Source organism: Aromatoleum toluvorans, assembly GCF_012910905.1.
Taxonomy (GTDB): Bacteria; Pseudomonadota; Gammaproteobacteria; order Burkholderiales; family Rhodocyclaceae; genus Aromatoleum; species Aromatoleum toluvorans.
Genome location: NZ_WTVN01000012.1, coordinates 23,839 through 43,955, shown reverse-complemented (window position 1 = coordinate 43,955; position 20,117 = coordinate 23,839). Strand labels below are relative to the sequence as shown.

The following is a 20,117-nucleotide window of genomic DNA, read 5'->3' as shown; positions in this document are numbered from 1 at the left end:
GGGGCTGGCATGACCGCATTACCGACAGTTGAAAGCGATCCGCTCATCCAGGCCATTGCGGACGTGGATCATCAGGACATCGTCGAACGCATGAACCGTGGCTGCCAGTGCGTTTCACTGGACCATGATCGCTTGAAGGCCGAACTCGAACGCGACCCGCGTGACGGAGCCTTGCTGGCCACCATCAATGCGACGCGCCCCCACCTGTTCGCCGATTCGGTTGCCTTCGTTGCGGCCAGCCATCTGGAGGCGGCGGCCGGGATCGTGGCGGCGGTGGAGCGGGTGGTGAAGCTGCGGGCGTGGCAATCCACGGTACTCGAACACGCGCCCGCGAGCGCCGCGATCGATTGCGCGGCGTCCGGAGTATTTCTCGGCTACGATTTTCACCTCGGCCCCGACGGGCCGAAGCTCATCGAGATCAATACCAATGCCGGCGGCGGGCTGCTGAACGTGGCCCTTGCGCGTGCGCAGAGAGCCTGTTGCGCGGAGGTGGCGCCACTGGCGGTAACGACGGCGGCAGGAGATCCCGAGCACGCGTTCATGGACATGTTCCTCGCCGAGTGGCGTGCCATGCGGGGCGACACTCCGCTGCGGACGGTCGCGATCGTCGATCGCGAACCGCAGAACCAGTACCTCCTGCCGGAATTCCTGCTGTTCCAGCGGATGTTCGAGCGCCATGGCCTGACCGCGTGGATCTGCGATCCCGAAGCCCTGCGCTTCGTCGATGGTCGACTGCTGCTCGAGGAGCACGAAGTCGATCTGGTCTACAACCGGCTCACGGACTTCAGTCTGGGCGAACCGGCTTCGTCTGCCATGGCCAAGGCATGGCATGCGCAGGCGGCCGTGATCACGCCGCATCCGCGCGCACATGCGATCTACGCGGACAAGGGGAACCTCTCCTTGCTGTGCGACGATGGCTTCCTGCGATGGATCGGCGCCGATTTGCCTACCCGGACCGTCCTCGAGAACGGCATTCCCCATACCGTGCGCGTGCGTCGGGAAGATGCCGAAGCCTTGTGGAAGAATCGCCGCGAGCTTTTCTTCAAGCCTGCGACCGGTTTCGGGAGCAGGGCGGCGTACCGCGGAGACAAGCTCACGAAGAGCGTGTTCGAGAGCATTCTGGCAGGCGATTACATCGCGCAGCAGCTTGTCCCCCCGAGCGCCCGGCGCCTGTCCGTCGGCGGGGTCGTGACGGATCTCAAGATGGACCTGCGCGTCTATGCGTACCGGGGCGCGATTCAGCTCGCGGCGGCTCGGTTGTATCGTGGCCAGACGACCAATTTCCGTACCCCCGGCGGCGGGTTCGCCACCGTTGTTGCGTTGCCGTGAGCGCAGAGGTAATCCCTGAGGTATGCTTTGAATCCGTGAAAACATTGGCGCCAACACGATGATCGTCTTCGGTATCGCCGGTTGGTCCGGCTCAGGCAAGACCACGCTGATCGAGAAACTGATCCCGGAATTTTCGTCCCGCGGCCTTTCGGTGTCCGTCATCAAGCACGCTCACCATGGCTTCGACCTCGACAAGCCCGGGAAGGACTCGTATCGCCATCGGGAAGCGGGTGCGAGCCAGGTGCTGATGCTCTCCAACGACCGCTGGGTGCTGATGCATGAGCTGAGAGGCGCACCCGAACCGACGCTCGACGACCAGTTGCGAGTGCTTTCGCCGTGCGATGTCGTGCTGATCGAAGGTTTCAAGGCGGCCGCAGTCCCCAAGGTCGAGGTCCATAGGCCGACGCATGGCAAGCCGCCGCTCTGGATTGAAAACCCCCACGTGGTGGCAGTGGCGTCGGACGCGCAACTGGAATGCCCGTTGCCCTGCCTGTCGCTCAACGACGCATCCGAAATCGTCCGGTTCATTCTCGAGTACGCTGCCCGCCATGAATCCAAACATGCTGTCGTTTGACGAAGCGCTGGCCACGCTGCTGGCGAAAGCCCGCCCGATCCGCGAGATCGAGATGGCGGACACGCTCGTCGCACTCGGGCGCGTCATGGCTGCGGACGTCCGATCGCCGCTCGTGGTCCCCGCGCTGGACACATCGATGATGGATGGCTACGCGGTGCGCGTGTGCGATGTGGCCGAAAGTGGGACGCGCCTGCCGGTGTCGCAACGGATTCCCGCCGGAAGCGTGGGCAAGACCCTCGAACCGGGAACGGCGGCACGCATCTTTACCGGAGCGCCACTGCCGTCCGGCGCCGACGCGGTCGTGATGCAGGAACTGTGCGAGCATGCCGGCGACGAAGTGGCGATCAACCATCTTCCCCGTGCCGGCGAAGCAGTGCGGCTTGCCGGTAGCGAGATCGCGGCCGGCGACATCGTCCTGCCTGCCGGGACCCGCATTCGAGCCCAGGAGATCGGCCTTGCGGCCTCGGTCGGCATCGCACAGATCCCCGTCGTGCGCAGGATGCGTGTTGCGCTGTTCTCCACCGGCGACGAACTCGTGATGCCCGGCGAGCCGCTCCCGCCAGGCGGCGTCTATAACTCGAATCGATTTCAGCTGCGCGTGCTCCTCGATCAGTTGGGTTGCACGGTGACCGACTTCGGTATCGTCCCAGACCGCCTGGATGCCACGCGCTCCGTGCTGCGCGAAGCGGCGGAAGGGCATGACCTGATTCTGACCAGCGGGGGCGTATCGGTGGGCGAGGAAGATCACGTCAAGCCCGCAGTTCAGGCCGAGGGTTCGCTGGACCTTTGGAAGATTGCGATGAAGCCGGGTAAGCCGCTTGCCTACGGGCAGGTCGGTGCCGCGGCGTTCATCGGCCTGCCGGGCAATCCGGTGTCGAGTTTCGTGACCTTCCTGCTCATGGTCCGTCCGTTCATCCTGGCGACGCAAGGCGCCACCGCGGTGACGCCGAAGGCCTTGATGCTGCAGGCGGATTTCGACTGGCCCAGACCGGATCGTCGCCGCGAATTCCTGCGTGCCCGCATCAACGATGCCGGCGCGGTCGAGCTATACGGCAATCAGGGTGCCGCCGCCTTGTCGTCCATCGTGTGGGCGGAGGGGCTGGCCGATGTGCCGGCCGAGACGCCCATCCGCAAGGGGCAGACGATACGTTTCCTCCCTTATGGCCAACTCCTGTACTGACACCATGACCGTCAAGATCCTGTATTTCGCGTCACTGAAGGAAGCCCTCGGCTGTGCCGGGGAGGATTTCGTGCTGCCGTCCGGCGTATCGACGATTGGCGAACTGCGCACCTTTCTCGCCGGGCGCGGCGAACCATGGAACGCGCTGGGCGAAGGGCGGAACATCCGGGCGGCGCGAAACCAGCGGATGGCGGCTCCCGCCGATCCGGTGCTTCCCGGAGATGAAATCGCGTTCTTCCCCCCCGTGACGGGAGGCTGAGTCATGTCGGTCAGCGTGCAACAGGAAGATTTCGATGCGGGCGCCGAGATCGCGGCCCTGTCTGCGGGACGCCGTGAGGTCGGCGCGGTCGCCAGCTTTGTCGGTCTGGTGCGCGACGTGAGTCACGGCGCGCACGTCGGTGCGATGACGCTCGAACACTATCCGGGAATGACGGAGCGATCGCTCGAAGAAATCGTCGATCAGGCCCGGGCACGCTGGACGCTGTACGCCGTGCGGGTCATTCACCGCTTCGGCCGGCTGGAGCCGGGCGAACAGATCGTGTTTGTCGGCGTTGCCGGTGCGCACCGCGGAGAATCCTTTGCCGCGTGCGAATTCATCATGGACTATTTGAAGACGCAGGCGCCGTTCTGGAAACTTGAGGAAACCCCCGACGGGGCACGCTGGGTCGACGCGCGGGAGAGCGACGACTCGGCAGCGGCACGCTGGGAACAGTAGGGCCAGGACTGCGCGCCCGACCCGGCAAAGAAAAACGGCGCCCGCGGGCGCCGTTTTTTCTGGTCAGGGAGCCCGCTTATTTCTTGCCCTTGCCGGTCTGCTGCGTGAACAGCTGGAACGCTTCGGTCGAAGCGCGGGTCATCTGTTCGAATGCGGCGCGCGTCGTGTCCATCGCGTTCTGGATCGCGGACATGGCGTTCTGGTCGGTGATGGGCATGCCCGAGAACATCTTCTGCATCGACTCGAAGACGTCCTTGCTGCCGGTGGACAGTTGCTCACCGACGAGCTTGCCGACTTCGGCCTGCGTGCGGCTCGCCAGTTCGGCCATTTCGCGGGCGCAGGCGAGCATTTTCTCGGTCGCGCTCTGGGTGTACTGCGAACGCAGTTCCAGGACTTCCTTCGGATCCTTCGCGGAGGAGAGCGCCTTGGCGTTCTGCACGCCTTCTTCGAACAGGCTCTTCGCGGTCGCAACCTGGAGTTCCATGATGCGCTGGGAGTTCTCGATCGACATCTGCGCCAGGCGCATCGCTGCTTCGAAGTTCTTCTTCTGGATTTCGTTGAACTGTTCCTGCTTGATCGCCATGTTCTTCCTCCACGAGCGCTGAAAAATTTTTTGCGGCGTTGGATACGCCTGCTTGATTCTTTCAACATAGCATGCCGATTCGGCTTGGCATGGCTGCAGAAAGTTATCTGTGCTATTTGAACACGCTTGCTGCAACGCAGCAAGCGTGCGCGTGCAGAATTGGTTCGCTGCTCGATATCGGACTGCCCATAATGAGCCGATGGCCAGGCGGTGCGAAGGTTGAATTGGAATGGGGCGACCCCATATCACAGCCAACCCCATACCGGAACGAGGATTGCGGAAATGCGCTTCGACAAACTCACCACAAAATTCCAGCAGGCGCTTGCGGATGCGCAGAGCATCGCCATCGGCGGCGACCAGCAGTTCATCGAGCCCGTCCACCTGCTGCTCGCAATGCTGGGACAGGACGATGGCGGAACGGTTTCGCTGCTCCAGCGTGCGGGAGTGAACGTCCCGCCATTGAAGACCGCGCTGGACAAGCTGCTCACCCGTTTGCCCAAGGTCGAGGGGTATGGCGGCGAGGTCCAGATCGGGCGAGACCTGTCCAATCTCCTCAACCTCGCGGACCGCGAGGCGCAAAAGCGCGGAGACCAGTTCATCGCGAGCGAGATGTTCCTGCTCGCGCTCACCGAGGACAAGGGCGAGACCGGGCGCCTGCTCAAGGAACACGGACTCGCGCGCAAGCCGCTCGAAGCCGCAATCGAGGCCGTACGCGGCGGGGCTGCCGTGGGCAGCCAGGATGCCGAGGGACAGCGCGAAGCGCTCACCAAGTATTGCCTGGATCTCACCGATCGCGCCCGCGCGGGCAAGCTCGATCCCGTGATCGGCCGCGACGACGAAATCCGCCGCGCCATCCAGATCCTGCAGCGCCGTACGAAGAACAATCCCGTCCTGATCGGTGAGCCCGGTGTCGGGAAGACGGCCATCGTCGAAGGACTCGCGCAGCGCATCGTGAATGACGAAGTGCCCGAGACGCTCAAGGGCAAACGGGTGCTGTCGCTCGACATGGCGGCATTGCTCGCAGGCGCCAAGTACCGCGGGGAATTCGAGGAGCGCCTCAAGGCGGTGCTGAAGGAAATCGCCCAGGAAGAAGGGCGGATCATCGTCTTCATCGACGAGATCCACACCATGGTGGGCGCCGGCAAGGCGGAAGGTGCAATCGACGCCGGCAACATGCTGAAGCCGGCACTGGCACGCGGGGAATTGCACTGCATCGGCGCGACCACGCTCGACGAGTACCGCAAGTACATCGAGAAGGACGCAGCGCTCGAACGGCGCTTCCAGAAGGTGCTCGTGGACGAGCCCTCGGTCGAGTCCACGATAGCCATCCTGCGCGGCCTGCAGGAGAAGTACGAGTTGCACCACGGGGTGGACATCACGGACCCGGCTATCGTCGCAGCGGCCGAACTCTCGCATCGTTACATTACCGACCGCTTCCTGCCGGACAAGGCGATCGACCTGATCGACGAGGCCGCAGCGCGGATCAAGATGGAAATCGATTCCAAGCCGGAATCGATGGACAAGCTGGAACGCCGGATCATCCAGCTCAAGATCGAGCAGGAAGCCGTCAAGAAGGAAACCGACGAAGCTTCGCAGAAACGCCTGCTGCTGATTCGGGACGAAATCGAAAAGCTCGAGCGCGAATACGCCAACCTTGATGAAATCTGGCGCGCCGAGAAGGCCAGCGTCCAGGGCAGCCAGCACATCAAGGAAGAAATCGAGAAGCTGCGTGCGCAGATGGCGGAAATGCAGCGCAAGGGCCAGTACGACAAGCTGGCGGAGCTCCAGTACGGCAAGCTGCCGCAGCTCGAAGCGCAGCTGAAGGCCGCCGAGACGGCGGGAAGCGGCGAGCGCAAGTTCAAGCTGTTGCGCACCCAGGTGGGCACCGAGGAGATCGCAGAGGTCGTCTCGCGCGCGACCGGCATCCCGGTGAGCAAGATGATGCAGGGCGAACGCGAAAAGCTGCTCAAGATGGAGGAGCGCCTGCATTCGCGCGTCGTCGGCCAGGACGAAGCCGTGCGCCTGGTCTCCGACGCCATCCGCCGTTCGCGCGCCGGCCTGTCGGACGAGAATCGTCCCTATGGTTCGTTCCTGTTCCTCGGGCCGACTGGCGTCGGCAAGACGGAACTGTGCAAGACCCTCGCGGAATTCCTGTTCGATTCGGAGGAGCATCTGATCCGGATCGACATGAGCGAATTCATGGAGAAGCATTCGGTTGCGCGCCTGATCGGTGCGCCTCCGGGCTACGTCGGCTACGAAGAAGGCGGCTATCTCACCGAACAAGTCCGCCGCAAGCCCTACAGCGTGATCCTCTTCGACGAGGTCGAGAAGGCCCACCCGGACGTCTTCAACGTCCTGCTGCAGGTGCTGGACGACGGACGGATGACGGACGGGCAGGGGCGCACGGTGGATTTCAAGAACACCGTCATCGTCATGACGTCCAACCTCGGCAGCCAGATGATCCAGCAGATGTCGGGCGACGACTACCAGGTCATCAAGCTCGCCGTCATGGCCGAGGTCAAGACCTACTTCCGTCCCGAGTTCGTCAACCGCATCGACGAGGTGGTGGTCTTCCATGCGCTCGATGAAAAGCACATTGCCAGCATCGCGCGCATCCAGCTGCAGTATCTCGAAAAGCGTCTGGCGCGACTCGAGATGGCGCTCGAAGTGACAGACGCGGCGCTCGCGGAGCTTGCGACTGCGGGTTTCGATCCCGTATTTGGCGCCCGCCCGCTCAAGCGTGCGATTCAGGAGCGGATGGAAAACCCGCTGGCCAGGGCCATTCTCGAAGGGCAGTTCGGCGCGAAGGACAAGATCGCGGTCGACGCGGCGGGTGGGCATCTCACTTTCGCCAAGGGGTGATCGGCACGTCGTGATGGATCGGGCAGGCGCACCGCCTGCCTTGTTCTACGCGCTCCATCGGGCATTCCGTTTGCAAAGGTTGGTCTGCCGGGCCGCGCGATGCGATAATTGTCCGCTTTGATTGGCGGCGTTTGGCCGCACTGCCTTCCTTCTGAGATCTCACGGAAACAGACGATGCTGGAAACAGTTCGCAATAACAAACGCGTGGCGCAGCTCATCCTGGCGCTGCTGATCGTTCCCTTTGCCTTCTTCGGGCTGGATTCCTATTTTTCCAATGGACCGGGCGGAGCCGACGTTGCCACGGTCGCGAAGTCCAAGATTTCGATCGCGGAGTTCGATCAGGCCTTGCGCGAGCAGCAGGATCGCCTGCGGGAGTCGATGGGCGGCGAAGTTGACCGGGCATTGCTGGACTCGGAGCCGATCCGCCGTTCGGTTGTCGAGGGTCTGGTCAATCAGCGTCTGCTCGCCTTGCATGCGGCAGACCGGCACCTGGTCGTGACGCCGCAGCAATTGCAGCAGGTCATCGGCAGCGTTGAAGCGTTCCAGCAGGACGGAAAGTTTGCGATCGAGCGTTACGAAGCGGCGGTGCGTGCGCAGGGAATGACGCCGGCGATGTTCGAGTCGCGCCTCGCGCAGGATCTGCGCATCCAGCAGGTGGCACAGGCCGTCGGCGACTCCGCGTTCGCGTCGCGGGAGTCGATCAGGCGTTTCATGACGGCGCAACTCGAGGAGCGCAAGGTCAGCGAGCTGCAGTTTCCGGCGAGCCGGTTCACCGGCGAGGTGAAGCTCGCGGAAGACGCGGCGAAGCAGTACTACGACGCGAATGCGGCGCGCTTCGAGCGGCCAGCGCGTCTGCGTGCCGAGTACGTGGTTTTCAACCAGGATGCGGTTCTCGGGCAGGTCAGCGTGTCGGATGATGCGGCGCGCAAGTTCTATGAGGCAAATGCCGAACGTTTCAGCCAGCCTGAAGAGCGCAGCGCGCGACATATCCTGATTTCCGCGGCGGCGGACGCATCGGCAGCCGAGGTGACCAAGGCTGGCGAAAAGGCCGCCGGAATCCTGAAACAGCTGCGCGCCGATCCGAAGCGTTTCGCCGAGCTGGCGAAGGCGGAGTCGCAGGATCCGGGTTCCGCTTCGCGCGGCGGGGATCTCGGGTTCTTCGGGCGCGGTGCAATGGTGAAACCGTTCGAGGATGCCGCGTTCAGCCTCGGCAAGGGGCAGATCAGTGATGTCGTGCGTTCGGATTTCGGCTTCCACATCATCGAGGTCACCGACATCAAGTCCGCACATGCGCGTCCGTTCGAGGAAGTGAAGGGCGAGATCGTCGAGGAACTCAAGCGCCAGGAGGCGAGCAAGAAATTCGCCGAACAGGCCGAGCTCTTCTCGAACACCGTCTATGAGCAGTCCGACAGCCTGAAACCCGTGGCCGAGGCACTGAAACTGAAGATCCACACTACTGACTGGATCGAGCGGGTCGGCGGGGCCGTGGGCGATTACACGAACGAGAAGCTGCTGAATGCGCTGTTCTCCGACGAAGCGATGACGAAGGGGCGCAACGTCGAAGCGGTCGAGGTATCGCGCGGGACGCTGGTGTCTGCCCGCGTCGTCGAGCATCAACCGGCACAGCGGGCGCCGTTCGAGCAGGTGAAGGCTTCCATCGAACAACTGCTCAGGACCGAGGAGGCGGCGAAACTCGCGGCCGCACGCGGGGAGGCGGAGCTTGCTTCGCTGCAGAAGGGCGAGTCGGTGTCGGGTGAATGGGCTGCAGCGCGCACCGTGCAGCGCGGCAAATCCGAGTTGCCGCAGGCGGCGATGTCGGCAGTGTTCGGCGCGCCGGCTGGAAAGCTGCCCGCCTACGTCGGGGCACCGATGCAGGGGGGCGGCTATTCGGTGTATCGCATCGAAAGCGTGAATCGTCCCGATGTCGCGAAGGAGGATCCGCGACTGAAGGCACTTGAAGCGCAGTACCAGCGCCTGGTTGGCCAGCGCGATTTCAATGCCTTCCTGAACTCGCTGCGGCAGCGCTACGCCGTGAATATCAACACGGCGGCGATCCGGTCGCAGCAGCAATAAGCGTTTTCACCAAGGCGCTGCTGTTCGGCGCGCCCTGGTCAGCACGCAAAAAAACGCCCGATGCGCAAGCATCGGGCGTTTTTGCTTTCGGTCACCGGCTGCGCGTAACGCAGCCGGCCGAGGGCATCGGCTTCAGGGCTGTTCGGAGTTGCCGAGCGCCGTGGTGTTGAAGCCGCCGTCGACGTACATGATCTCGCCGGTCATCCCGCTCGCGAGATCCGAGCAGAGGAAGGCCGCGGCGTTGCCGACTTCATCGATCGTCACGTTGCGACGCAGCGGTGCATTGTGCTCGTTGAAGGAGAGCAGCTTGCCGAAGCTGCCGATGCCCGATGCCGCAAGCGTCTTGATCGGGCCAGCGGAGATGGCGTTCACGCGCGTGCCTTCAGGGCCGAGACAGACGGCGAGATAGCGCACCGCGCTTTCGAGGCTGGCCTTTGCGAGTCCCATGATGTTGTAGTTGGGCATCGTGCGCACCGCACCCAGGTAGGACATCGTCAGGAGCGCACCCCTGCGGCCCTTCATCATCGGGCGGGCGCCCTTGGCGAGCAGCGGGAAGCTGCAGGCGCTGATTTCCTGCGATACGCGGAAGGCCTCACGCGAGAAACCGTCGAGGAAATCGCCTTCCAGTGCATCGCTCGGTGCGAAGGCGATCGAATGGACGAGGCCGTCGAGACCGTCCCATTTTTGCGACAGCTGCTCGAACAGCGAAGTGATTTCCGCGTCGTTTTGCACGTCGCACGCAAAGACGAGATCCGAACCGAATTCGGCGGCCATCTTGGCCACGCGGTCCTGGAAGCGTTCGTTCTGGTACGTGAAGGCGAGTTCTGCGCCTTCACGATGCATGGCTTTGGCGATGCCGTAGGAAATCGAGCGATTGCTGAGCAGTCCGGTGATCAGAATGCGTTTTCCGGCGAGAAAGCCCATTTTCGGTAATGCTCCTTCTTGATAGTCGGCGGATTATAGCTGATGGGCGCCGATGGTCGACGGGTGCGGCGGCAGTCGAGTGTCGTCAGCGGTGAATTATGCAGCCTTGCGGGTAGAATCGCCGGTCATGTTCCGGCGCATCTGTTTACTGCTCCTGCCTTGTCTGCTGCTGCCTGCCTGCGGGTCGGTGTGGAACGACCCCTATCCCGCGGCAGAGCAGGGGCAGAACATCATGTACTCCGCCTTTACCGACCGCCCGAAGCATCTCGATCCGGTGCAGTCGTACAGCGAGGACGAGGCGACTTTTCTTTATCAGATCTACGAACCGCCACTCCAGTACCATTACCTGAAGCGCCCGTACACGCTCGTGCCGGGCAGCGCTGCGGCCATGCCTGAGGTGCGCAGATACGACGACGCGGGACGGGAACTTCCCGCGACCGCGCCGGCGTCGCAAGTTGCGAAGAGCGTTTATGAGATCCGGATTCGGCCGGGAGTTCTCTACCAGCCGCATCCGGCCCTGGCGCGGCGGGCGGATGGCACGCTGCGCTACGCCGAACTGCGTGCCGAGGACCTGAAAGGCGTCCGCGGTGTCGGCGATTTTGCCGAAACGGGCACGCGCGAGCTCGAGGCCGGGGATTTCGTTCATCAGATCAAGCGTCTGGCGCACCCGCGACTGCATTCGCCGATCTTCGAGTTGATCGCCGACTATCTGCCCGGACTGAAGACCTTGCAGAGCGCGCTCGCCGAGGAAGCGGCGCGGAATTCCGGTTGGATCGATCTGGAACGCCATGCCGTACCGGGCGTGGAGGTCGTCGATCGCTACACCTATCGCATCACCCTGAAGGGCGCCTATCCGCAGTTCCTGTACTGGCTGTCGATGCCGTTCTTCGCGCCGGTCCCGCCCGAAGCGGACCGCTTCTACGGGCAGCCGGGCATGGCGGAGCGCAACCTCACGCTGGACTGGTGGCCGATCGGGACCGGCCCCTACATGCTGGCGGAGAACAATCCGAACGCGCGCATGGTGCTCGCGCGGAATCCGAACTTCCGCGGCGAGGCTTATCCCTGTGAAGGCGAGCACGGCGATCGGGAGGCTGGCCTGCTCGACGATTGCGGCAAGACGATGCCTTTCGTCGACGAGGTCGTGTTCACACGCGAACGCGAAGGCATTCCGTACTGGAACAAGTTCCTGCAGGGCTATTACGATGCCTCCGGCGTTTCGTCGGACAATTTCGACCAGGCCGTGACGATGACGAGCCAGGGCGATGTGACGCTGTCCGACGAGATGCGCGCGCAGGGCATCCGGTTATTGACCTCGGTGTCGCCGTCGATCTTCTACCTCGGCTTCAACGTGCTGGACAACGTCCTCGGGGGCGGGGAGAGCGCCGAGGGACAGACGCGGGCGCGCAAGTTGCGCCAGGCGATCTCGATTGCGCTCGACATGGACGAATTCATCTCCATCTTCCTCAATGGGCGCGGCGTAGTGGCGATGCACCCGATTCCGCCCGGCATTTTCGGCGCACGCGAAGGCGAGGCGGGGATCAATCCGGTGGTATACGAGTGGCGCGATGGGCGACCGGTGCGGCGCAGCAGGGAGGTCGCGCGACGCCTGCTCGCCGAGGCCGGCTATCCGGACGGGCGCGACGCGAAGACGGGCGAACCGCTGATCCTCAACCTCGACACGACGCCGGGTGGGCTCGGCGACAAGGCGCGGTCCGACTGGCTCGCGAAGCAGTTCCGGGAGCTGGGCGTGCAGTTCGTCGTGCGCGCGACGGACTACAACCGCTTCCAGGACAAAATCCGCGAGGGCAATGCGCAGATGTTCTTCTTCGGCTGGAACGCGGACTATCCGGATCCGGAGAACATGCTGTTCCTGCTGCATGGTGCGCAGGCCAAGGTCAAGGAATCGGGCCAGAACGCGGCGAACTACGTGAATCCGGAGTACGACCGCCTGTTCGAGAAGATGAAGAGCATGCCCGACGGTCCCGAGCGCCAGGCGGTGATCGATCGCATGGTCGCGATCCTGCAGCAGGATGCGCCCTGGATTTTCGGCTTCCACCCGAAGGCGTACTCGCTGCAGCATGCCTGGGTGCTCAATCGCAAGACGGGCAGCATGGTGCGCAACACCTTGAAGTACCAGCGCATCGACCTTGGCCGCCGTGACGCGGCGCGTGCGCAGTGGAATCGACCGATCGTGTGGCCGCTGGGGCTCCTGGCGGTGCTCGTCGTGGCCGCGCTGGCGCCCGCGTTCGTGCATTACCGGCGGCGCGAACGCGCGACGGCCGTAGGAGGGCGCGGCTGATGTTCGCCTACATCGTGCGCCGGCTCCTTTATGCCGTGCCGATCCTGATCGGGGTCAATCTGGTCACCTTCGGCCTGTTCTTCGTCGTCAACTCGCCGGACGACATGGCTCGCATGCAGCTCGGCGTGAAGCGCGTGACGCCGGAGGCGATCGAGCGCTGGAAGGCCGAGCGCGGTTACGATCGTCCGCTGTTCTTCAACGCCAAGGCTGCGGGGAGCGGACAGGTCACGGACACGATCTTCTTCCAGAAGTCGCTGCGGATGTTCGCCTTCGATTTCGGACGCGCCGACGACGGACGCGACATCGCCCAGGAGATGCGCGATCGCATGGGGCCCTCGCTGGCGCTGGCGCTGCCGACCTTCGTGATGGGCCTCTTCGCGTCGATTTCGTTCGCACTGATCCTGGTGTTCTTCCGTGCGAGCTACCTCGATTTCTGGGGTGTGGTGCTGTGCGTCGCGATGATGTCGATATCGAGCCTCTTCTACATCATCGGCGGGCAATGGCTGGTGTCGAAACTGTGGGCGCTGGTGCCGATCTCCGGCTACGCCCCGGGGCTCGACGCCTGGCGCTTCCTTGTCCTGCCGGTGGCGATCAGCGTGATCGCCGGCGTGGGGTCGAATGCGCGCTGGTATCGGACGATCTTCCTCGAGGAGGTTTCCCGCGACTACGTGCGGACGGCGCGCGCGAAGGGTTTGTCCGAGCGCGTCGTGCTGTTCCGGCACGTGCTCAAGAACGCGATGATTCCCATCCTGACGGGGGTGGTCGTGGTCATTCCGCTGTTGTTCATGGGCAGCCTGCTGGTCGAGTCCTTCTTCGGCATCCCGGGCCTGGGGAGCTACACGATCGATGCCATCAATGCGCAGGATTTCGCGGTCGTGCGGGCAATGGTGTTCATCGGGTCGGTGCTCTACATCGTCGGCCTGATCCTCACCGACATCTCCTACACGCTGGTCGATCCGCGCGTGAGGCTGGAGTAGGCCATGGGGTTCCTGCCCGTCCTCCTGTGGACCGATGCGCTCTTCTTCCTGCTGCTCGCGATCGGTGGCCTGACGGTCATTCACGTCCGTCGGGACGAGCCGCTGCGCGCCGCATGGCGACGCGTGGGCAGTCGCGCCAGCGGGATGGCGTCGGCGGTGATCCTGCTCGCTTTCCTCGCCGTCGGAATCGCCGACAGCCTGCATTTCCGCGCGCAACTGCCGGTGCCGGAGGGTGCGCCCGCGAACATGCAGGTCGCATATTCGTCGGAAGTGCTCAGCGCACTGGATGTCCTGCTCGCGTCCTTGCGCACGCAGGTGGAGAAGACCTACTCCGCTCCGTTTGCGACCGAGTTGTATGCGCGCGAGACGGTCGAACTGCCCGGCGGCGGCCAGGCTCGCATCTATCCGCGCCTGGTGTGGGGCGGCGCCCACCTGGGTGAAGCGGCCGACCGGCGCGATGCGGACGTCGCGCAGCGGATTGCGACCGGTGTGGCAGGGGCGGCCGAAGCCTGGATCGCGGTCGCGGCCGTCCTCGTCTTCGCGCTGGCGCGCAGGCGCAGGCAAGGAATGGCAGAGGCGGCCCGTGCCGTGTGGCGCGGCCGGACGGTTCTCGCGTGGCGCGCCGCGCTCGGCACGCTCGCGTGCGTGCTGCTCGTGACGATCCTCGCGATCAAGCTCGCGCCTTTCTACCACGTGTTCGGCACCGACAAGGTGGGACAGGACGTGCTTTACCTGTCGCTCAAGAGTGTGCGCACCGCATTGATCATCGGCACGCTGACGACGCTTGTGATGATGCCGTTCGCAGTCGCCCTCGGCATCATGGCGGGGTATCTCGGGGGCTGGGTCGATGACGTGATCCAGTACATCTACACGGTTCTCAACGCGATCCCCGGCGTGCTGCTGATTGCCGCGGCCGTGCTGATGATGCAGGTCGTGATCGATACCCATCCGCAGTGGTTCTCGACCGCGGCCGAACGCGCCGATGCGCGCCTGATGGCCCTGTGCCTGATCCTCGGCGTCACGAGCTGGACCGGCCTGTGCCGCCTGCTGCGCGGCGAGACGCTGAAGCTGCGCGAGCTCGAGTACGTGCAGGCCGCGCGTGCCTTCGGCGTGCGCACGCCGTCCATCCTGCGCCGGCACGTGCTCCCCAACGTGATGCACATCGTGCTGATCGCGCTGGTGATGGATTTCTCCGGCCTGGTGCTCGCCGAGGCCGTCCTGTCCTATGTCGGCATCGGCGTCGATCCCACGACGATCAGCTTCGGCACCATGATCAACATGGCGCGAGCCGAACTCGCGCGCGAACCGATGGTGTGGTGGTCGCTCATGGCGGCCTTCGCCTTCATGTTCGTGCTGGTGCTGTCGGCCAACCTGTTCGCGGACGTCGTACGCGACGCCTTCGATCCGCGCCGTTCCTGAGCACGCAAGGGACGGCGGCGGCGAACCAAGCGCCGCCGGTGCCGTCTCAGAGGGCAGTCCCCCAACCCCGCGCATCATCCACATAATGAAAACCCTTCAGTTCGACAACCGCTTCGTCCGGGAGCTGCCCGGCGATCCGGAAGACTCTCCGCATGTCCGGCAGGTGCACGGCGCCTGCTATTCGCGCGTGATGCCGACTCCCGTCGCGGCACCGCGCCTGATCGCCTGGTCGCCCGAGGTGGCGCGGCTGGTCGGCTTCGACGAGGCCGAGGTGCGTTCGCCCGAGTTCGCGCAGGTGTTCGCCGGCAATGCGCTGCTGCCGGGCATGGAACCGTATGCCGCTTGCTATGGCGGACACCAGTTCGGCAACTGGGCGGGCCAGCTCGGCGATGGACGGGCGATCACGCTCGGAGAAGCGATCAACGCGGCTGGCGAGCGCTGGGAGCTGCAGCTGAAGGGCGCCGGCCCGACGCCGTATTCGCGGCGCGCGGACGGGCGCGCGGTGCTGAGGTCGTCGATACGGGAATTCCTGTGCAGCGAGGCCATGCACCACCTGGGCATCCCGACGACGCGCGCGCTATCCATCGTGGGAACAGGGGAAGCGGTCATCCGCGACATGTTCTACGACGGACGGCCACGCCCCGAGCCGGGAGCGGTCGTGTGCCGCGTTGCGCCGTCGTTCATCCGTTTCGGCAACTTCGAGATCTTTACCGCACGCGGCGATCAGGTCCTGCTGGAAAGACTGGTCGATTTCACGATCGCGCGCGACTTTCCGAAACTCTCCGGAGACACCGCCACCCGACGCGTGGACTGGTTCCATGCGGTGTGCGAGCGCACGGCGCGGCTGATCGTCCAGTGGATGCGCGTCGGATTCGTGCATGGCGTGATGAACACCGACAACATGTCGATCCTCGGCCTGACGATCGACTACGGCCCCTATGGCTGGATCGACAATTTCGATCCGGGCTGGACGCCGAACACGACCGACGCCGAGGGGCGCCGCTACCGCTTCGGCAACCAGCCGCATATTGCGCAGTGGAACCTGCTCCAGCTCGCGAACGCGCTGTATCCGGCGTTCGGTAGCGTCGAGCCCCTGCAGGACGGCCTGTCGCGCTACGCGGCCGTGTATGAGGCCGAGAGCCGCGGCATGCTGGCCGCGAAGCTCGGCCTGGAGGAACTGCGCGAAGAAGACGATGCGCTCGTCGAAACTCTGCATGAGCTGATGGCCGCAGCCGAAGTCGATATGACGATCTTCTTCCGCGGGCTCGCCCGCGTCGATGCGCAGATGCCCACGCTCGACCCCCTGCGTGACGCCTTCTACGTGGAAGACAAGGCAAAGGCGCACGAGGCGGCGTTCGCCGACTGGCTCGGCCGCTACGCGGCGCGGGTGCGCGCCGACGGCCTGCCCGCCGGCGTGCGGCAGGCGCGGATGGATGCGGTCAATCCGCGCTACGTGCTGCGCAACTACCTGGCGCAGGAGGCGATCGACGCGGCGGAGCAGGGCGACGATGCGCGGGTGTCCGAGCTGCTCGATGTGATGCGCCGCCCCTACGACGATCAGCCGGGGCGCGAGCGCTTCGCCGCGCGACGGCCCGACTGGGCACGCAATCGCGCCGGCTGCTCGATGCTGTCGTGCAGTTCGTAGCGCGGTTCGCCGATCAGACCTTGGTCTTCATGAGGCGCGCCTTGTCGCGCTCCCAGTCGCGCTGCTTCGCGTCCTCGCGCTTGTCGTACTGCTTCTTGCCCTTCGCGAGGCCGACCAGCGCCTTGATGCGGCCTTTCGTGTAGTGCAGGTCGAGCGGCACGAGGGCGTAGCCTGCGCGTTCGACCTTGCCGATGAGTTTCGAGATCTCGCTCGCATGCAGCAGGAGCTTGCGGGTGCGCACGGGGTCGGGCTTGATGTGCGAGGAAGCCGCGGCCAGCGCGGTGATGTGCATGCCGAGGATGAAGATCTCGCCGTTTCGGATGATGACGTAGGCTTCCTTGATGTTGGCGCGGCCCGCCCGGATGGCCTTGACCTCCCAACCCTCGAGCACAAGGCCGGCTTCATACTTCTCCTCGATGAAGTAGTCGTGATAGGCCTTGCGGTTGTCGATGATGCTCATGCGGGTTCAGGATCCTGTGCGTCGCGGCGGCACGGCATGGCGCGGGGAGCGGCCGTAGCTGGTGCATTGCGGTAGAATCGCGCATTTTAGCAGTTCGGCGAAGCGCCGGCCCCACACGCACATGGCTGACGTCAAGAAGCAGGTTCTGATCGAGTTCACCCCCGCGCAGATGTTCGAGCTCGTCGACCGCTGCGAGGACTATCCGCAATTCCTTCCGTGGTGCGGGGGCGCGGACCTGCTGACGCGCACCGAAAACACGACGGTCGCGACCTTGCACATCAGCTATCACGGCATCAAGGCGAACTTCACCACCGAAAACACAAAGGAATATCCGCGCGAGATGAAGATCGGCCTCAGGGAAGGCCCGTTCACGCACCTCGACGGACTGTGGCGTTTCACGGCACTGGGCGATACCGCCTGCAAGGTCGAGTTCAACCTCCATTACCAGTTCTCGAGCAAGCTGCTCGAAAAGGCCCTGGGGCCGGTCTTCAACCACATCGCAAGCACCTTCGTGGAATCGTTCATCAAACGCGCGCAGCAGGTGTATCCCAAGGGATGACGATGACCGCATTCATCGACGTGGAAGTTGCGTACGCGCTGACGGCGAAGCAGGAGCTGATCAAGGTCCGCGTCGCGGCGGGGGCGACGGTGCGCGACGCCATCGAGGCGTCGGGAATTCTCCGGAAGCATCCCGACATCGAGCTCGACGGGCGCAACAAGGTCGGCGTGTTTGCCAAACTCACGCGACTCGACACCGTGCTGCGCGACCGCGACCGCGTCGAGATCTACCGGCCGCTCATCGCCGATCCGAAGGCGGTGCGCAAGCAACGCGCCGAGGAAGGCAAGGTGATGAAGAAGGGCGGCGGCTCGGCCGAGGAATGAGGGACTCCTGCCGCCCGTGCAAGTCGCGGCGCGTGCGCGCTACTTGCAGTTCTGGTCGACGTACTTCTGCGAGCGCTCGATTTCGGCCGTGCGTTCGGCGCTGTCCATGAGTTCCCGCTGACCTTCGCTGTTGTAGCGCGAGATGCGGCGGCTGTTCTTCAGGCCAACGATCTGGGCGCGCGCCTCGCTGCAACTGCGGGCAAGCTCTGCCGCCTTCTGCCGTTCCTTCTCGGCTTTCGCTTCGGCCTCTGCGGCGGCTACGCGGCGCTGACGGAATTCCGTTTCCTTTTCGGCCATCGTCTTGGGTTTGGACGGATCGGCCTTCCCTGCGGCGGCTTTGCCCGCTTCACCCGCGGTACCCTGCGCACTGCCGTCGGCAGCAGGCTTCTGCGTCCCGGAATCGGCCGGCTGTTCGGGGGCGTCATTGGCGACCGCCGGCGCCGGGCTCCGCGCGGCGGGCTTGACGGTTTTCGCCGTGCCCGCGGGGGGCGGGGTGTCGGAGTAGTTGATGCGCCCCTGCGCGTCGCGCCATTGATACACCTGGGCCGCGGCGGGCAGTGCAAGAGTCATGCTCAACACAAGCAGGCTAAGGCGACGCATCGAATGGGCTCCATTGAAAAGCGCCGCTTACCATGACTTCGCGGCATCTGTATAATACGGATTTGGCCGAAAGGATAGAAGCCATGCGAGTGATTCAGAAGGCGCTGACGTTCGATGACGTCCTTCTCATCCCCGCCCACTCTACGGTTCTCCCGCGCGATGTCAGTCTGCGGGCACAGCTGACGCGCAACATCCGCATCAATATTCCCCTGGTATCCGCGGCGATGGATACGGTGACCGAGTCCCGCCTGGCGATCGCGCTGGCGCAGGAAGGCGGTATCGGCATCATCCACAAGAACCTTCCCGTGAAGCAGCAGGCGGGCATGGTCGCGAAGGTGAAGCGCTTCGAGTCGGGCGTTCTCAAGGATCCGATCACCATTCCGCCGACGATGAGTGTTCACGACGTTGTCGCGCTCACCCGTCAGCACAAGTTCTCCGGCCTGCCGGTCGTCGAGGGCAAGCGGGTGGTGGGTATCGTGACGAACCGCGACGTGCGCTTCGAGACGAACCTCGATCAGCCCGTTTCCGCGATCATGACGCCGTTCGATCGCCTCGTTACGGTCAAGGAAGGCGACAGCCTCGAGGAGGCACGCCGGCTGATGCACAAGCATCGCCTCGAGCGCGTGCTGGTGCTGAACGACGCGGGCGAGTTGCGCGGCCTGATCACCGTGAAGGACATGATGAAGTCCACCGAGCACCCGCTCGCGGCCAAGGACGACCTCGGTCGCCTGCGCGTTGGTGCGGCGATCGGCGTGGGCGCCGGGACCGAAGAGCGTGCCGAGGCCCTGGTCGAGGCGGGGGTTGACGTCGTTGTCGTCGATACCGCGCACGGACATTCGCAGGGCGTCATCGACCGCGTCAACTGGGTGAAGAAGAATTTCCCGCACGTCGAAGTCATCGGCGGCAACATCGCGACCGCGGCCGCGGCGCGGGCGCTGGCCGATGCCGGGGCCGATGCGGTCAAGGTCGGCATCGGCCCCGGATCGATCTGCACGACGCGGATCGTCGCCGGTGTCGGCGTGCCGCAGGTGACGGCGATCGACAATGTCGCGACCGCGCTGGCGGGCACGGGTATTCCGATGATCGCCGACGGCGGGATCCGCTTCTCCGGCGACATTTCGAAGGCGATCGCTGCCGGCGCGAACGTGGTGATGCTGGGCGGGCTGTTCGCCGGCACCGAAGAGGCGCCGGGCGAGACGGTGTTGTACCAGGGGCGTTCGTACAAGTCGTACCGCGGCATGGGGTCGCTCGGCGCCATGCAGCAGGGGGCCGCGGACCGCTATTTCCAGGAATCCGACGGCAATGCCGACAAGCTCGTCCCCGAGGGGATCGAGGGGCGCGTGCCCTACAAGGGGGCGGTCACGGCGGTGATCCACCAGCTGGTGGGTGGCTTGCGCGCGTCGATGGGTTATCTCGGCTGCGCCACGATCGAGGACATGCACGAGAAGGCGGAGTTCGTCGAGATCACCGCGGCGGGCGTGCGCGAGTCCCACGTCCATGACGTGCAGATCACCAAGGAAGCACCGAACTACCACGTGGATTGATCCGATCCCGACACCGAAGGCGGCCCACGCGGGCCGCCTTTCCTTTTTTCG

General features: G+C 64.5%; 18 protein-coding genes. 14 read left to right on the top strand and 4 right to left on the bottom strand.

Translation table 11 applies throughout. The features are described 5' to 3' along the window. Window positions 1-9 precede the first annotated feature (9 nt). Genes GPA22_RS09760 through moaE form a run of 5 tightly spaced genes read left to right on the top strand, consistent with a single transcriptional unit; the run spans window position 10 to window position 3,798 of the window. Entirely contained in the window at window positions 10-1,329 is a 1,320-nt protein-coding gene (locus GPA22_RS09760) for a hypothetical protein (protein WP_169255881.1), read from the top strand. A gap of 58 nt (window positions 1,330-1,387) precedes the next feature. Continuing rightward, window positions 1,388-1,903 carry a molybdopterin-guanine dinucleotide biosynthesis protein B gene (gene mobB, locus GPA22_RS09755; RefSeq protein ID WP_169255880.1) on the top strand — a complete coding sequence of 172 codons (516 nt, stop codon included), beginning with the start codon at window positions 1,388-1,390 and terminating at the stop codon, window positions 1,901-1,903. Beyond that, complete coding sequence (locus GPA22_RS09750; RefSeq protein ID WP_169255879.1) at window positions 1,878-3,083, top strand: molybdopterin molybdotransferase MoeA; 1,206 nt, start codon at window positions 1,878-1,880, stop codon at window positions 3,081-3,083. The genes mobB and GPA22_RS09750 overlap by 26 nt, the downstream gene beginning before the upstream one ends. A gap of 4 nt (window positions 3,084-3,087) precedes the next feature. Continuing rightward, complete coding sequence (gene moaD / locus GPA22_RS09745; protein ID WP_169255878.1) at window positions 3,088-3,342, top strand: molybdopterin converting factor subunit 1; 255 nt, start codon at window positions 3,088-3,090, stop codon at window positions 3,340-3,342. 3 nt (window positions 3,343-3,345) lie between these two features. Beyond that, the gene (gene moaE / locus GPA22_RS09740) at window positions 3,346-3,798 is read left to right on the top strand and encodes a molybdopterin synthase catalytic subunit MoaE (RefSeq protein WP_169255877.1); all 453 of its coding nucleotides are present in this window, start codon (window positions 3,346-3,348) and stop codon (window positions 3,796-3,798) included. Window positions 3,799-3,874: 76 nt separating this feature from the next. Here the strand turns inward: moaE and GPA22_RS09735 are convergent, their stop codons facing one another. Then, window positions 3,875-4,381, bottom strand: coding sequence for a phasin family protein (locus GPA22_RS09735; RefSeq protein WP_169255876.1), 507 nt, complete (start codon window positions 4,379-4,381; stop codon window positions 3,875-3,877). A 282-nt stretch (window positions 4,382-4,663) separates the two neighbouring features. Here GPA22_RS09735 and clpB point away from each other — a divergent pair, with 282 nt between their 5' ends. Beyond that, the gene (gene clpB, locus GPA22_RS09730) at window positions 4,664-7,243 is read left to right on the top strand and encodes an ATP-dependent chaperone ClpB (protein WP_169255875.1); all 2,580 of its coding nucleotides are present in this window, start codon (window positions 4,664-4,666) and stop codon (window positions 7,241-7,243) included. A gap of 174 nt (window positions 7,244-7,417) precedes the next feature. Then, on the top strand, window positions 7,418-9,316 hold the full coding sequence (locus GPA22_RS09725; RefSeq protein ID WP_169255874.1) for a SurA N-terminal domain-containing protein: 1,899 nt from the start codon (window positions 7,418-7,420) through the stop codon (window positions 9,314-9,316). 132 nt (window positions 9,317-9,448) lie between these two features. Here the strand turns inward: GPA22_RS09725 and GPA22_RS09720 are convergent, their stop codons facing one another. Then, entirely contained in the window at window positions 9,449-10,240 is a 792-nt protein-coding gene (locus GPA22_RS09720; protein WP_169255873.1) for an enoyl-ACP reductase FabI, read from the bottom strand. Window positions 10,241-10,367: 127 nt separating this feature from the next. On the opposite strand from GPA22_RS09720, the gene GPA22_RS09715 reads away from it, so the two are divergent. The 4 genes from GPA22_RS09715 to GPA22_RS09700 all read left to right on the top strand — a co-directional run bounded on the left by GPA22_RS09715 (window position 10,368) and on the right by GPA22_RS09700 (window position 16,580). Then, window positions 10,368-12,539 (top strand): ABC transporter substrate-binding protein, encoded by a 2,172-nt coding sequence (locus tag GPA22_RS09715; protein WP_169255872.1) that lies wholly within the window; start codon window positions 10,368-10,370, stop codon window positions 12,537-12,539. Then, window positions 12,539-13,516 carry an ABC transporter permease gene (locus GPA22_RS09710; protein ID WP_169255871.1) on the top strand — a complete coding sequence of 326 codons (978 nt, stop codon included), beginning with the start codon at window positions 12,539-12,541 and terminating at the stop codon, window positions 13,514-13,516. Before GPA22_RS09715 ends, GPA22_RS09710 begins: the two co-directional genes overlap by 1 nt. Window positions 13,517-13,519: 3 nt before the next feature. Beyond that, the gene (locus GPA22_RS09705; protein WP_169255870.1) at window positions 13,520-14,935 is read left to right on the top strand and encodes an ABC transporter permease; all 1,416 of its coding nucleotides are present in this window, start codon (window positions 13,520-13,522) and stop codon (window positions 14,933-14,935) included. Between the two features lie 85 nt (window positions 14,936-15,020). Beyond that, window positions 15,021-16,580, top strand: coding sequence for a protein adenylyltransferase SelO (locus GPA22_RS09700; protein WP_169255869.1), 1,560 nt, complete (start codon window positions 15,021-15,023; stop codon window positions 16,578-16,580). A 13-nt stretch (window positions 16,581-16,593) separates the two neighbouring features. On the opposite strand, the gene smpB is transcribed toward GPA22_RS09700, so the two are convergent. Further along, window positions 16,594-17,040, bottom strand: coding sequence for an SsrA-binding protein SmpB (smpB, locus tag GPA22_RS09695; RefSeq protein WP_169255868.1), 447 nt, complete (start codon window positions 17,038-17,040; stop codon window positions 16,594-16,596). A gap of 121 nt (window positions 17,041-17,161) precedes the next feature. Between smpB and GPA22_RS09690 the strand changes: the two genes are divergently transcribed. Both GPA22_RS09690 and GPA22_RS09685 read left to right on the top strand, forming a co-directional pair. After that, window positions 17,162-17,599, top strand: a complete 438-nt coding sequence (locus tag GPA22_RS09690; protein ID WP_169255867.1) for a type II toxin-antitoxin system RatA family toxin — start codon at window positions 17,162-17,164, stop codon at window positions 17,597-17,599. A 2-nt stretch (window positions 17,600-17,601) separates the two neighbouring features. After that, complete coding sequence (locus tag GPA22_RS09685; RefSeq protein WP_169255866.1) at window positions 17,602-17,922, top strand: RnfH family protein; 321 nt, start codon at window positions 17,602-17,604, stop codon at window positions 17,920-17,922. Window positions 17,923-17,961: 39 nt separating this feature from the next. On the opposite strand, the gene GPA22_RS09680 is transcribed toward GPA22_RS09685, so the two are convergent. After that, window positions 17,962-18,492 carry a DUF4124 domain-containing protein gene (locus GPA22_RS09680; protein ID WP_246264223.1) on the bottom strand — a complete coding sequence of 177 codons (531 nt, stop codon included), beginning with the start codon at window positions 18,490-18,492 and terminating at the stop codon, window positions 17,962-17,964. A 113-nt stretch (window positions 18,493-18,605) separates the two neighbouring features. On the opposite strand from GPA22_RS09680, the gene guaB reads away from it, so the two are divergent. Then, the gene (gene guaB / locus GPA22_RS09675) at window positions 18,606-20,066 is read left to right on the top strand and encodes an IMP dehydrogenase (protein WP_169255864.1); all 1,461 of its coding nucleotides are present in this window, start codon (window positions 18,606-18,608) and stop codon (window positions 20,064-20,066) included. Window positions 20,067-20,117 lie beyond the last annotated feature (51 nt).

What these genes read in the sequence shown, in the direction of transcription:
- GPA22_RS09705 (WP_169255870.1), top strand. Translation starts at nt 13,520, where the DNA reads ATGGGGTTCCTGCCCGTCCTCCTGTGGACCGATGCGCTCTTCTTCCTG.
- GPA22_RS09685 (WP_169255866.1), top strand. Translation starts at nt 17,602, where the DNA reads ATGACCGCATTCATCGACGTGGAAGTTGCGTACGCGCTGACGGCGAAG.
- guaB (WP_169255864.1), top strand. Translation starts at nt 18,606, where the DNA reads ATGCGAGTGATTCAGAAGGCGCTGACGTTCGATGACGTCCTTCTCATC.
- GPA22_RS09725 (WP_169255874.1), top strand. Translation starts at nt 7,418, where the DNA reads ATGCTGGAAACAGTTCGCAATAACAAACGCGTGGCGCAGCTCATCCTG.
- moaD (WP_169255878.1), top strand. Translation starts at nt 3,088, where the DNA reads ATGACCGTCAAGATCCTGTATTTCGCGTCACTGAAGGAAGCCCTCGGC.
- GPA22_RS09715 (WP_169255872.1), top strand. Translation starts at nt 10,368, where the DNA reads ATGTTCCGGCGCATCTGTTTACTGCTCCTGCCTTGTCTGCTGCTGCCT.
- GPA22_RS09710 (WP_169255871.1), top strand. Translation starts at nt 12,539, where the DNA reads ATGTTCGCCTACATCGTGCGCCGGCTCCTTTATGCCGTGCCGATCCTG.
- GPA22_RS09720 (WP_169255873.1), bottom strand. Translation starts at nt 10,240, where the DNA reads ATGGGCTTTCTCGCCGGAAAACGCATTCTGATCACCGGACTGCTCAGC.
- GPA22_RS09680 (WP_246264223.1), bottom strand. Translation starts at nt 18,492, where the DNA reads ATGACTCTTGCACTGCCCGCCGCGGCCCAGGTGTATCAATGGCGCGAC.
- GPA22_RS09735 (WP_169255876.1), bottom strand. Translation starts at nt 4,381, where the DNA reads ATGGCGATCAAGCAGGAACAGTTCAACGAAATCCAGAAGAAGAACTTC.
- GPA22_RS09700 (WP_169255869.1), top strand. Translation starts at nt 15,021, where the DNA reads ATGAAAACCCTTCAGTTCGACAACCGCTTCGTCCGGGAGCTGCCCGGC.
- GPA22_RS09750 (WP_169255879.1), top strand. Translation starts at nt 1,878, where the DNA reads ATGAATCCAAACATGCTGTCGTTTGACGAAGCGCTGGCCACGCTGCTG.
- GPA22_RS09760 (WP_169255881.1), top strand. Translation starts at nt 10, where the DNA reads ATGACCGCATTACCGACAGTTGAAAGCGATCCGCTCATCCAGGCCATT.
- moaE (WP_169255877.1), top strand. Translation starts at nt 3,346, where the DNA reads ATGTCGGTCAGCGTGCAACAGGAAGATTTCGATGCGGGCGCCGAGATC.
- smpB (WP_169255868.1), bottom strand. Translation starts at nt 17,040, where the DNA reads ATGAGCATCATCGACAACCGCAAGGCCTATCACGACTACTTCATCGAG.
- GPA22_RS09690 (WP_169255867.1), top strand. Translation starts at nt 17,162, where the DNA reads ATGGCTGACGTCAAGAAGCAGGTTCTGATCGAGTTCACCCCCGCGCAG.
- mobB (WP_169255880.1), top strand. Translation starts at nt 1,388, where the DNA reads ATGATCGTCTTCGGTATCGCCGGTTGGTCCGGCTCAGGCAAGACCACG.
- clpB (WP_169255875.1), top strand. Translation starts at nt 4,664, where the DNA reads ATGCGCTTCGACAAACTCACCACAAAATTCCAGCAGGCGCTTGCGGAT.